The organism is Neorhizobium alkalisoli, from assembly GCF_002968635.1.
Classification (GTDB): Bacteria; Pseudomonadota; Alphaproteobacteria; order Rhizobiales; family Rhizobiaceae; genus Neorhizobium; species Neorhizobium alkalisoli.
The window spans coordinates 155272-167285 of sequence record NZ_PVBN01000002.1; the positions used below are offsets into that span (position 1 = coordinate 155272).

Genomic DNA, 12014 nt, shown 5'->3' on the forward strand with positions numbered 1-12014 from the left:
ACGATTCTCACGTTGCCTTCCGGCAACGCCACTTGTCCAGTTCGCTCACCAGCAGGATTGACGATGCGGCAAGCAGCATCAATGCCCATTCGGCAAGCGAGATCGGGGCGAGGTCGAGCGTATCCCGAAACCAGGGGATGTACATTGCCGAAATATGCAGGGCCTGTGCCGCGACAACGGTGAAGATCAGCAGCGGATTGCCGAAAAAGTTGAGCGAAAAAATAGAACGCCGTTCCGACCGGCTGGTGAAGGTCTGGACATTCTCGAACATGACGAAAAGCAGAAGCAGCATGTTCCGCGCTGCTGACACTTCGTATCCCTGTTCGAGAAGCCAATAGAAGGCGGCAAAACCACCGCCGCCGATCACAAGGGTCGACAGGAGGATGCGGCGGATCATCAGCCGGTCGAAGATCGGCTCCTTCGGGCGTCGCGGCGGCCGTGCCAGCTCGTCTCCCTCCGGCTTTTCGCCGGCAAGCGCGACGTCCTGGATGCCGTTGGTGACGAGATTGAGCCAGAGGAGCTGCACCGGCAGCAGCGGCATCGGCAGGCCGAGGGGGATCGCCAGCAGGAAGAGCAGTATCTCCGCCGCGCCCGTGGCGACCAGCATCAGGATGACCTTGCGGATGTTCGAATAGGCGGTGCGGCCCTCGCGGATCCCGCTGACGATGGAGGCGAAGTTGTCGTCCGTGACGACGATGTCGGCGCTCTCCTTGGCGACCTCCGTGCCCTTGCGGCCCATCGCCACGCCGACATGCGCATGCTTCAGCGCAGGCGCATCGTTGACGCCGTCGCCGGTGACGGCGACGAAGTGGCCATTGCGGGCAAGCGAGAGGACAATCGACAGCTTCTGGGCGGGAGCGACGCGGGCGTAGATCCGGGCGCGGCGGGTCAGATCGTCAAGTTCGTCCTGGCCCGCTGCTTCGGCCCTGGCCACGTCTTCGCCGGTCGTCACCTGATCCGGTTGGAACGACAAGCCGGCTTCGGCTGCAATCGCTGCCGCAGTCTTCGGATCGTCGCCTGTCACCATGGCGACCTGGACCCCGGCCGCGTGGCAGTCCGAGATCGCCTGCGGGACTTCCGGCCGGATCGGGTCCTGCATGCCGGCGAGCCCGAGGAAAACCAGATCGACGAGGTGATGGTATCCGAAAGCCTCGTCCGCGCCGCTTCGGATTTCCCCTTCCGCAAAGGCGAGTACGCGCAGGCCGCGCTCCGCCATTTCCTCCTTCTGCCGGAGAAGCGTTGCGCGATCGATCGGTACCGCGCTTTCGCCCGCGTCCATCCGGTCGGCCATGTCGATCAGGACTTCCGCCGAGCCCTTGACGAAGATGCGGACGCGTTCGCCGCTGCGATGGAAGGACGCCGCATATTTGAGGTCCGGCTCGTAAGGGATGCGGCCGATGACCGGATAGGTTTCCGTCATCGCGTCCGGTGTCAGGCCGCCTTTGCGAGCGGCCGCCAGCAGCGCCACATCGACCGTATCGCCGACACCTTTCCAGCCGTCGCCCTCGCGCGTGAGGGAGCCTTCGTTCGCAAGCATGGCCGCCTTCAGCAATCTGGCGGCCCGGTTGCGGGCTTCGGAGGGGCTCATATTCGAACCGCGGATATCGCAAGCATCCAGATCCTGCCCGGCGTCGAGCAGGAGGTCGGTGCCGTCGGGAAGGCGGATATCCGTCACCGTCAGTTCGTTCAGGGTCAATGTGCCGGTCTTGTCGGTCGCGATCATCGTGCAGGAGCCGAGCGACTCCACCGCCGGCATGCGCCGGACGATGACGTTTCGCTTCGCCATGCGCCGCATGCCGATCGCGAGTGCGATCGATATGGCGATCGGCAAACCCTCGGGAATGGCGCTGACGGCGAGGCCGACGGACATCAGGAACAGGTCGTTCCAGGCCATGCCGCGCAACAGGCCGACGGCGATGAGAACGATCGAGGCAATCCCGACCGTCCACGCGATGACATTCGAAAAACGGGCGAGCCGGATCATCAGCGGCGGCTTGGAGATGGATGCCTTGCCGATCTCGGAGGCGATCCGGCCGATCTCGGTGGAAAGTCCCGTCGCGGTGACAATGCCCTTGCCCCGACCGCGGGTAACCAGCGCTCCTGCGAATGCCATGGCCGCCTTCCGGTCCTCCGCAGACGTGCCCGGAAGGGGGATACTCTTGCGCACCGGCAGGGACTCGCCCGTCAGCAGCGACTCATCGCAGAGAAGATCGTTGGCCTCGATCAGCGACAGATCGGCCGGGACCCTCCCGCCGGCGTCGAGCTGTACAAGATCGCCGTGGACGAGAAGACGCGCTTCGATTTCCTGCACCTGGCCGTCTCGAACGACAACAGCATGCGGCTGTTCGAGCGCAGGAAGCGCCGCAGCGGCCTGGCCGGCGGAATATTCCTGGATGGTCCCGATCACGCCGTTCAGCAGGAGCACCGCGCCGATGAAGATGGCGTCTTCCGCTTCATTCGCCATCAGGGATACGGCGGCTGCCAGCAAGAGAATATAGATCAGCGGACTGCGGAACTGGCGCAGGAAGACGACCCACAGGGAGGGCACTTGCGGAGCCGGCAAAAGGTTGGGGCCGTGCTCGGCGAGCCGTACTTCCGCCTCCTCGGCCGACAATCCCCAGAAGTCGGCGTCACTGGAAGGAGGATCACGGAATCGCAGAGACGAGACGGGCATGGGCGGGCTCCAGCGAAAGACCGCCCTTCAGCCTGTGTCGTGGTCGACGGTCTTTCCTGAAGACGATATCCCGACGAAAGTCCTCTGCCATTGACATCCATCAATTCGGGCGCACGCCGCCTAACGTTTCCATCTCCAGTTCTGGATCTCCGGCAGGTCTTCGCCGTTTTCCCTGACATAGTGATGGTGATCCCGAAGTTTTGCCTGCAGGTCGTCCACGACGCGGCCTGCTTTCGCCTTGAGGCCGGGGACCCGTTCGATCGCCTCGATGGCCAGGTGATACCGGTCGAGTTCGTTCAGCACGGCCATGTCGAAGGGCGTGGTCGTGGCACCTTCCTCCACGAAGCCGCGGACGTGGATATTGCCGTGGTTGGTACGCTTATAGGTCATCCGGTGGATGAGATAGGGATAACCGTGATAGGCGAAGATCACCGGCCGGTCCGTGGTGAACAGGCGGTCGAACTCTTCGTCGGCTAGCCCGTGCGGATGATGTTCCTTCGATTGCAGCGCCATCAGGTCGACGACGTTGACCACGCGGATCTTCAGGTCCGGTATTGCTTCCCGTAAAAGGACGACGGCCGCGAGCGTCTCCATCGTCGGAACGTCGCCGGCGCATGCCATGACGACGTCGGGTGTATCTTCAGCATTGCCCGCCCAATCCCAGATGCCGATCCCGGCCTCGCAATGGGCGACGGCCTCGTCCATCGTCAGCCATTGCGGTTCCGGCTGCTTGCCGGCGACGATCACGTTGATGCGGTCCCAGGTCTTGAGGCAATGATCGCCGACCCACAGCAGGGTGTTGGCGTCCGGCGGCAGATAGATGCGCACGATATCGGCCTTCTTGTTGGCGACGAGATCGACGAACCCGGGGTCCTGATGGGAAAAGCCGTTATGGTCCTGGCGCCAGACATGCGAGGTGAGCAGGTAATTGAGCGACGAGACGGGTTTGCGCCATGCGAGCTCCCGCGACACCTTCAGCCATTTTGCGTGCTGGTTGAACATCGAATCGACGATGTGGATGAAGGCCTCGTAGCAGGAAAAGAAGCCGTGCCGGCCGGTGAGCAGGTAACCTTCCAGCCAGCCCTGGCAAAGATGTTCGGAGAGCACCTCCATCACCCGGCCGTCGCGCCCAAGGTGCACGTCATAAGGCTCGATCTTCTCCATCCAGACGCGATCGGTGACTTCGAAGACGGCGCCCAGCCGGTTGGACTCGGTTTCGTCGGGGCCGAAGATACGGAAGTTGGAGTGGGTATCGTTGAGCTTCAGGACGTCGCGCAGATATCTGCCGAGTACCTCCGTCGTCTGGACCATGAGCGCGCCGCGCTCGCTCACCGGCACCGCATAGTCGCGGATATCGGGCGCGACGAGTTCCTTGCGCAGGAGACCGCCATTGGCGTGCGGGTTGGCGCCCATCCGATGCAAGCCTTTCGGCGCCAGCGCCCGCAGCTCTTCTTTCAGCCGCCCGTCCGTTTCGAACAAATCGTCTGGATCATAGCTCCGCATCCAGTCTTCGAGGATCTTGCGGTGCCCGGCGTCCCCGCGGCAATTGGCGACCGGCACCTGATGGGCTCGCCAGAAATCTTCGACCTTCTTGCCGTCCACCTCCTTTGGTCCGGTCCAGCCCTTGGGACTGCGCAGCACGATCATCGGCCAGCGCGGGCATCGGTCGCCGGCATTGCCGTGGCGGGCGTCCCTCTGGATCGTCCTGATACGGTCGAATGCCTGATCGAGTACGGCCGCCATCTGCCGGTGCATCTTTTCCGGCTCGTGTCCTTCGACGAAGAAGGGCTCGTAGCCATGGCCGCGGAAGAGATGGTCGAGGTTTTCGTCGCTCACCCGCGCGAGCACCGTCGGATTGGCGATCTTGTAACCGTTGAGGTGCAGGATCGGCAGAACCGCTCCGTCGCGTGCCGGATTGATGAACTTGTTCGATTGCCAGCTTGCCGCAAGCGGTCCCGTCTCCGCTTCGCCGTCACCGACGACGCAGGCGACGACGAGATCGGGATTGTCGAATGCGGCGCCATAGGCATGCACCAGCGCGTAGCCGAGTTCGCCGCCCTCGTGGATGGAACCGGGGGTTTCCGGAGCCGCATGGCTTGGAATACCACCCGGAAACGAGAACTGCCTGAAGAGCTTCTTCATGCCCTCGGCGTCTTCACCGATATCCGGATGGATCTCGCTGTAGCTGCCTTCGAGATAGGTGCTGGCGACCATGCCCGGCCCGCCGTGTCCGGGTCCGCAGATATAGATCATGCTGATGTCGCGGTGACGGATGATGCGGTTGAGGTGGGTATAGATGAAGTTGAGCCCGGGCGTCGTGCCCCAGTGGCCGAGCAGGCGGGGCTTGATGTGTTCCGGCTTCAGCGGTTCGCGCAGAAGCGGGTTGTCGAGCAGGTAGATCTGCCCCACGGAGAGATAATTGGCGGCACGCCAATAGCGGTCCATCAGCGTCAGCTCTTGTGGGTCGATCTCGGACTGTGCGGGCGAGGGGACATTCGGCTGCATCGACTTCTCCTTGGGGTGAACCTTTAGGTTGGCCTGCGATCATTCGTTTTCAGGACCGAAAGGCATTCGTCGGCGATCATCTGTTCTTCGTCTGTGGGAATGACATGGACTGCGACGCGGCTCGTGGGGGTGCTGATCTTGATGGCATTCTTCCCGTTGGCCGCAGCATCGAGTTCGACACCCAGCCAGAGCAATCGTTCAGCGACGCGCTCGCGTATGATCGGCTGGTTTTCACCGATGCCGGCGGTGAACACGAGGCCGTCCAGTCCCCCGAGCGTCGACGCCAGCCGGCAGATTTCTCCGGCGATCCGGAGGGTGAAGAGATCAATCGCTTCTCTCGCTTCCTTCCCATGGTCCTTGAGGAGTTCGCGGGTATCGCCGCTGAAGCCGGAGACGCCGAAAAGACCGCAATGATGGTAGAGCATTTCCTCCACTTCCTTTACGGTCTTGCCGAGCGGTCCAAGGAAATGCAGCAGGACGCCCGGATCGAGCCAGCCCGGACGTGTCGCCATAGGAATGCCGTCGAGCGTCGAAAAGCCCATGCTGGAATCGCGGCTGCAACCGTTCTCGATGGCGCACAGGCTGGCGCCGCTGCCGAGATGGGCGATGACCACCTTGCCGTCAGCGATGTCGGGTGCTTTTCCGACGAGCGCGCCGGAGACGTAACGGTAGGAAAGTCCGTGGAACCCGTACCGCTTGATGCCCCAGTCATGATAGGCCCGTGGAATGGCCAGACGCCGGACGAGGTCCGGCTGGCTCGCGTGAAAGGTCGTATCGAAGGAGCCGGTCTGGAAGAGCGAGGGGCGAAGATGCCTCACAGCCCTGATAAGCCGGAGCGCCTGGGGCTGATGCAGAGGCGCAAGTTCCGTCAGCCTCCCGATGCTTTCGAGCGTTTCCGTTACCAATTCGACCGGTCCGTCGAATATATCGCCGCCGTGGACGATCCGGTGGCCGGCGGCTTCAACGGCATCGAGGTCGAAATGATTGCCCAGTTCCCGGAACACTTCGTCGATGAGTTCTGCTAGATCGTCGCCGGGCTCGCCCTTCAGGGGCAGTTCGAATTCATCCGGGCCTTTCTTGAGATGAAGCGTCGGAGGCTGGCTGGCAAAATCGACAACCGCCTTGCCGATACGCTCTGCCTGACGGCCGTCCAGTCTGAAGATGCCGATCTTCACCGTCGATGAACCCGCATTGAAAGTCAGCAGAAGTTTGTCGGCCATGGGATATCCGTTGTCTTGCGATGCCCGGTCATCAGGAGCTTGTCTGGAGCTGCCGACGCGGTGCGAACCTCGGCCGGAACGGTAGGGTTCGGCTTGTCAGGATGATAGGAGCGCGGACCGCGACGACCAGCCCCACCGTGTCGGCTCCGGCAAAATAGATGGTCGTTTGGCCAACATGGTTGATTGCGTCGGGCACAAGACAGAGCTGCCTGCTGATTCACCTCTTGGTTCCTGTCGAACGAGATACGGTTTCGGCGGCGATTGTCCTCAACTTTACTGCCGCTTCATTGATGCAGCGCAATGGAGAGAAGATTGCAGTCCATTGACGTTGATCAATGCCGAGGTGGCCGGATCTGCGAGGTTTTGAGTAACAGGCGAAGACTTGGTTTAAGGATTTTCGGCAGAATGGAGGGGATGAGGACAGTGTACGATGTGGGAGGGCTCGATGCGGCAGATGTCCATCGCGCCTATGCGGTCATTCAGCACGTAATGCCGGGTCTCGATCTGGAGGCATGGAAAACGCTGACGGCTACCGTCGACGCTCGTCACGACTGGCTGACCGTGATGGATGCCCACGGCTATATCCGCGGGCTTTGTTACGTCTTCACCCGGGAACATCCGGTACGCGGGTCCCAGATGGAAGTTCCGATCTTTGCGTCAGTCAGCCTCGTCGACAAGCGCGGTGTCGCCCGCGAGCTTTTCGAACTCGCCAAGTCTCGCGCGAGACAGGCAGGTGTGGAGACCATCCATTTCTGGTCCGCCGGCTCCGCGAACTGGGAGAGTCTAATGAAGCTCAGGGAGGCTGCACCGTGGGACGACGGCGTGATGTACGATCTCAGGACCGACCGGACGTTTCTTTGCTGAGGAGACGGGAGGGGCATCCCGCGGGCGGATAGCTAATGTCGGTTCTGTGATCCTGTGGGGATCGCAGATCGAGGGGCGTTTCCGGCCGCAAATGTGTTGCGCATTCGGACCGGCTCTAATACCGCTGAGGTCGTTGCCGTCGGTGTCCGATCTCACCGGCGCTCTGCTGCTCCTTTGAAAGCGATTGATGTGACCAAACCACGCCTCGTCATTATCGTTGCAGTCTCCCGCAACGGCGTCATCGGCCGTGACGGCGACATGCCGTGGAGGCTTTCCACCGATCTGAAGAGATTCAAGGCGCTAACGCTCGGCAAGCCCGTCGTCGTGGGTCGCAAGACTTTCGATTCGTTTGGCGGAAAGCCGCTTCCGGGACGCCCGCACGTGGTGGTAACCCGAAACGAGGGATTCCGCTACGACGGCGTGGCCGTTGCCTCGTCGTTCTCCGAGGGGCTGCGCATGGCCGAGGAGAAGGCGTCGGAGATGGGAGTCGCCGAGGTTTACGTGCTTGGCGGCGGCGAGATCTACAGGCAGGCCATCGAACTCGCGGAAAAGCTGTACGTTACCCATGTCGACGCAGACATTTCGGATGGTGACACCTTTTTTCCGGCCATCGACCCGGAGGTTTTCGAAAAGGTGGAAGAGGTCGCCGTTTCCGCCGGTGAGAAAGACAACTACGCGACGCATTTCGTGACCTATCGGCGTCGAAGCGCGGCAAACTGAAACATTTCGTTACCAAACACCGGGAAGTTATTGAAGCCGCGTTGAAAGCGGGGCTGCGGATACCTATAACGGCAAGGCCCGGCTGCCTCACACGGTATGGTCGCGGCAAGGGAGTGGTACGAACAAAGAGGTTTTGATGCCCTGGAGCAATCAGAATGGCGGCGGCGGCCCGTGGGGCGGCGGTGGCGGTAATAATCAAGGACCCTGGGGTCAGGGACCGAACCGCCCACGCGGCGGCGGTGGTAGCGGCAGCGGCGGTCCGCCTGATCTGGAGGACATCATCCGGCGCAGCCAGGATCGCCTGCGCGGCGTGATGCCCGGAGGTTTCAACGGCGGCGCCTTCGTGATCGTGCTCCTTGTCATCGTGGCGTTTCTTGCATTCCAGTCGGTTTACACCGTCCAGCCGGACGAGCGTGGCGTCGAGCTGCGTTTCGGCCGTCCGAAGGACGAAATCTCCATGCCGGGCCTGCATTTCCATCTCTGGCCGCTGGAGTCCGTCGAGATCGTCAAGGTCACGGAACAGCAGCAGAATATCGGGGCGGCGAGGGGGTCGAACTCCAATGCCGGCTGGATGCTGACCGGCGATTCCAACATCGTCAACGTGCAGTTTTCCGTGCTGTTCACCGTGACCGATCCCAAGGCCTATCTCTTTAACCTGGAAAGCCCTGCTTCGACGCTGCAGCAGGTCGCCGAAAGCGCCATGCGCGAAGTCGTCGGCCGCCGTCCCGCTCAGGACATCTTCCGCGACAACCGCGAAGACATCTCGACCGAGGTGCGAGGCATCATCCAGGGCACGATGGACACCTATGGTTCGGGTATCTCCATCAACGCCGTGCCGATCGAGGATGCGGCACCGCCGCGCGAGGTGGCCGACGCCTTCGAAGAAGTGCAGCGTGCCGAACAGGACGAAGACCGCTTCGTGGAAGAAGCGAACCAGTACGCCAACCAGAAGCTTGGCCAGGCCCGCGGTCAGGCCGCCCAGGTCCGTGAAGAGGCATCCGCCTACAAGGACCGGGTCGTGAATGAGGCTCAAGGTGAGGCGCAACGCTTTATCTCGATCCATCAGGAATATGCCAATGCGCCTGAGGTCACCCGTCAGCGCATCTTCCTGGAGACGATGGAAACGGTGCTGAAGGGCTCTGCCAAGATCATCCTGGAGAACAAGGAGGGCGTCATTCCTTACCTGCCGCTCAACGAAATCAACCGGCCCCAGGCCCAGCCGGGAGCTGCCCGATGAACTCCAACCGACTTCCGGCAATCCTGATCGGCCTCGCCGTCATTCTTTTCCTGCTCTATTCCTCTGTCTTCGTGGTCAACGAACGGGAACAGGCAATCGTGGTTCGGTTCGGCCAGATTCAGGACGTCAAGCGCGAGCCGGGCATCTATTTCAAGCTGCCGTTCGCCTTCATGGATGCGGATCGCGTTCAATATCTCGAAGACCGCGCGCTGCGTTTCGACCTCGACAATATCCGCGTCCAGGTGCGCGGCGGCGCCTTCTATGAGGTAGACGCCTTCGTCGTCTATTCGATCACCGATCCGCGCCGGTTCCGCGAGACGGTGTCGGGCGATCGGGAATCGGCGGAATCGCGACTGCGCACCCGCCTCGATGCAGCACTTCGTCGTGTCTACGGCTTGCGTAACTTCGATGCCGCCCTCTCCGACGAACGCTCCTCGATGATGCAGGAGGTTCATACCGACCTCAACGCCGCGGCCGAGACCTTGGGCCTCACCATCCGCGACGTGCGCATCCGCCGTACCGACCTCACGCAGGAAGTCTCGGCGCAGACCTTCCAGCGCATGAAGGCGGAGCGGCTTGCCGAAGCGGAACTCATCCGCGCTCGCGGTAATGAACAAGGGCAGCGTCGAAGGGCGATCGCCGATCGTCAGGTGGTCGAGCTGGTCTCCGAGGCACAAAGGGATTCGGAAATCCTGCGCGGTGAAGGTGACGCCGAACGCAACCGGATTTTCGGCGAAGCCTTCCAGCGCGACCCGGCCTTCTTCGAGTTCTATCGCTCGATGCGGGCCTACGTTGCTTCGCTTGCCGATACCGGCACGACCATGGTCCTCTCGCCGAATTCGGAGTTCCTCCGCTTCCTCAACTCTCCGGCCGGAACGCGGCCGGGGCAGGAGGCTCCGGCGGCACCTGCCGCGCCCGCGGCGCCTGCCAACTGACATCCTGCGCAAGAGGGGCGGTGACGAGCCGCCCCTCTTGTTTCGAGAGATGATCCACAGGCGAAACCCGCAAGGGGCAGGTGTCCTCACGAAAAGGTAATTTCCCCGGCATGCATTCCGCCTTATGCTCTGCCGAAACTCCGCCCGATTCAAAGGGTCCAATGACCTGCCCGGGTGAGTGTCGTTCGTCGGGAGCGATGCAACAAATCCAATAGCGAGGATGCCAGATGGCCCAGTCGGTTCGATCGTCCTTCATGCGCTTTGCCACGTTGACGGCTTCTCTTGCCGTGCTGGCGAGCCCTCTGCAGGCGGTTGCGCAGACGCCGGCACCTCCGGTACCCGAGCAAAATGGAAACGCGCCCGGCTCGATGCTTCCGGCTCCGCCGCCAGTGTCTCCGACGATCAATCCGCCGCCGGCACCCGGCCCGGTGGCCCCGGTTGGACCGGGTTCGATCGCCGATATGGCCGAAGGGCTGCTCGATGCGGTCGTCAACATCTCGACTTCGCAGAGCGTCAAGGATCAGGGTGCGGGTCCGCAGCCGCAAATCCAGGAGGGCTCGCCTTTCCAGGAGTTCTTTGAGGACTTCTTCGACAGCCCGGGCAACCAGGGCGGAAATCAGAAGGTCTCGTCGCTCGGTTCCGGTTTCGTGATCGATGCCAGCGGTTATGTGGTGACCAACAACCACGTCATCGAAGGCGCGGACGACATCGAAGTGATCTTCCCGAACGGCAGCAAGCTCAAAGCCAGATTGGTCGGAACCGATACCAAGACCGACCTGTCCGTCCTGAAGGTCGAGCCGAAGGCGCCGCTGAAGGCGGCGCGCTTCGGCGATTCCCGAAGGATGCGCATCGGCGATTGGGTCATGGCGATCGGCAACCCCTTCGGTCTCGGCGGTTCGGTGACGCTCGGCATCATTTCGGCGCGGGGCCGCAACATCAATGCCGGGCCATACGACAATTTCATCCAGACCGACGCGGCGATCAACAAGGGCAATTCCGGCGGTCCGCTGTTCAACATGAGCGGCGAGGTCATCGGCATCAACACCGCCATCATCTCTCCGTCCGGCGGTTCGATCGGCATCGGCTTTGCGGTGCCGACGGAACTTGCGGAAAATATCGTCCACCAGCTCATCGAATTCGGCGAAACACGCCGCGGCTGGCTCGGCGTGCGCATCCAGCCGTTAACCGACGACGTGGCGGCGAGCCTGGGGCTCGACCGGGCGCGCGGTGCCCTGGTTTCCGGCGTTGTCAGCGGTGGGCCAATCCAGAAGGGCGAGATCAAGGCGGGTGACGTGATCCTGACCTTCGACGGTCATCCGGTCAACGAGATGCGCGACCTGCCGCGCATCGTCGCCGAAAGCCCCGTTGCCAAGGAAGTCGACGTCGTGATCATGCGAGACGGCAAGGAGCAGACCGTCAAGGTGACGCTCGGACGTCTCGAAGACAGCGCGGAGCCTGAGGAGGATGCCGAGCAGCCGACGCTGCCCGAGGACCAAGGCAAGAGCGCGGAGCCCGACAACGGCGCGCCGGAGGATCAGAAGGGCGAGACGGACGCGAAACCTGCGGTGACCTTCGGGATGACGCTCGCAGCACTCGACGAGGAACGCCGCAAGACCTTCAGTATCGCCGAAAGCGTCGAGGGCGTGGTGATTACCGCTGTCGAACCCAATTCGCCCGCGGCACAAAAAGGCCTGAAGGTCGGCGAGGTTGTCGTGGAAGTGGGGCAGGACTTCGTGGAAAATCCGGCCGATGTCGTCAAGAGGATCAATGCGCTGAAGGCGGAAGGTCGTCGAAACGCCCATGTGATGATCGCAGATCCCGCCGGCAATCTCCGTTTTGTGGCCTTGCCGCTGGAATAG

At 62.2% G+C, this 12014-nt stretch carries 8 protein-coding genes; 5 read left to right on the plus strand and 3 right to left on the minus strand.

The window, feature by feature from the left end; genetic code table 11:
• Window positions 1-7 precede the first annotated feature (7 nt).
• The 3 genes from C5L13_RS05240 to C5L13_RS05250 form a co-directional block, all read right to left on the minus strand.
• Window positions 8-2674 (minus strand): cation-translocating P-type ATPase, encoded by a 2667-nt coding sequence (locus tag C5L13_RS05240; protein ID WP_105382219.1) that lies wholly within the window; start codon window positions 2672-2674, stop codon window positions 8-10.
• 120 nt (window positions 2675-2794) lie between these two features.
• Window positions 2795-5179, minus strand: a complete 2385-nt coding sequence (locus C5L13_RS05245; RefSeq protein ID WP_105382220.1) for a phosphoketolase family protein — start codon at window positions 5177-5179, stop codon at window positions 2795-2797.
• A 23-nt stretch (window positions 5180-5202) separates the two neighbouring features.
• Window positions 5203-6399, minus strand: a complete 1197-nt coding sequence (locus C5L13_RS05250; RefSeq protein ID WP_105382221.1) for an acetate/propionate family kinase — start codon at window positions 6397-6399, stop codon at window positions 5203-5205.
• Window positions 6400-6813: 414 nt separating this feature from the next.
• On the opposite strand from C5L13_RS05250, the gene C5L13_RS05255 reads away from it, so the two are divergent.
• The 5 genes from C5L13_RS05255 (at window position 6814) to C5L13_RS05275 (ending at window position 12014) form a co-directional block, all read left to right on the plus strand.
• Window positions 6814-7263 carry a hypothetical protein gene (locus C5L13_RS05255; protein WP_158693388.1) on the plus strand — a complete coding sequence of 150 codons (450 nt, stop codon included), beginning with the start codon at window positions 6814-6816 and terminating at the stop codon, window positions 7261-7263.
• 189 nt (window positions 7264-7452) lie between these two features.
• Window positions 7453-7983 carry a dihydrofolate reductase gene (locus C5L13_RS05260; RefSeq protein ID WP_105382223.1) on the plus strand — a complete coding sequence of 177 codons (531 nt, stop codon included), beginning with the start codon at window positions 7453-7455 and terminating at the stop codon, window positions 7981-7983.
• A gap of 136 nt (window positions 7984-8119) precedes the next feature.
• Window positions 8120-9220, plus strand: coding sequence for an FtsH protease activity modulator HflK (gene hflK / locus C5L13_RS05265; RefSeq protein WP_105382224.1), 1101 nt, complete (start codon window positions 8120-8122; stop codon window positions 9218-9220).
• The gene (hflC, locus tag C5L13_RS05270) at window positions 9217-10155 is read left to right on the plus strand and encodes a protease modulator HflC (protein ID WP_105382225.1); all 939 of its coding nucleotides are present in this window, start codon (window positions 9217-9219) and stop codon (window positions 10153-10155) included. Before hflK ends, hflC begins: the two co-directional genes overlap by 4 nt.
• A gap of 227 nt (window positions 10156-10382) precedes the next feature.
• Window positions 10383-12014, plus strand: a complete 1632-nt coding sequence (locus C5L13_RS05275) for a Do family serine endopeptidase (protein WP_105382226.1) — start codon at window positions 10383-10385, stop codon at window positions 12012-12014.

Coding starts and splice junctions, on each gene's coding strand:
- hflK (WP_105382224.1), top strand. CDS start 8,120: ATGCCCTGGAGCAATCAGAATGGCGGCGGCGGCCCGTGGGGCGGCGGT.
- C5L13_RS05245 (WP_105382220.1), bottom strand. CDS start 5,179: ATGCAGCCGAATGTCCCCTCGCCCGCACAGTCCGAGATCGACCCACAA.
- C5L13_RS05250 (WP_105382221.1), bottom strand. CDS start 6,399: ATGGCCGACAAACTTCTGCTGACTTTCAATGCGGGTTCATCGACGGTG.
- C5L13_RS05240 (WP_105382219.1), bottom strand. CDS start 2,674: ATGCCCGTCTCGTCTCTGCGATTCCGTGATCCTCCTTCCAGTGACGCC.
- C5L13_RS05275 (WP_105382226.1), top strand. CDS start 10,383: ATGGCCCAGTCGGTTCGATCGTCCTTCATGCGCTTTGCCACGTTGACG.
- C5L13_RS05255 (WP_158693388.1), top strand. CDS start 6,814: ATGAGGACAGTGTACGATGTGGGAGGGCTCGATGCGGCAGATGTCCAT.
- hflC (WP_105382225.1), top strand. CDS start 9,217: ATGAACTCCAACCGACTTCCGGCAATCCTGATCGGCCTCGCCGTCATT.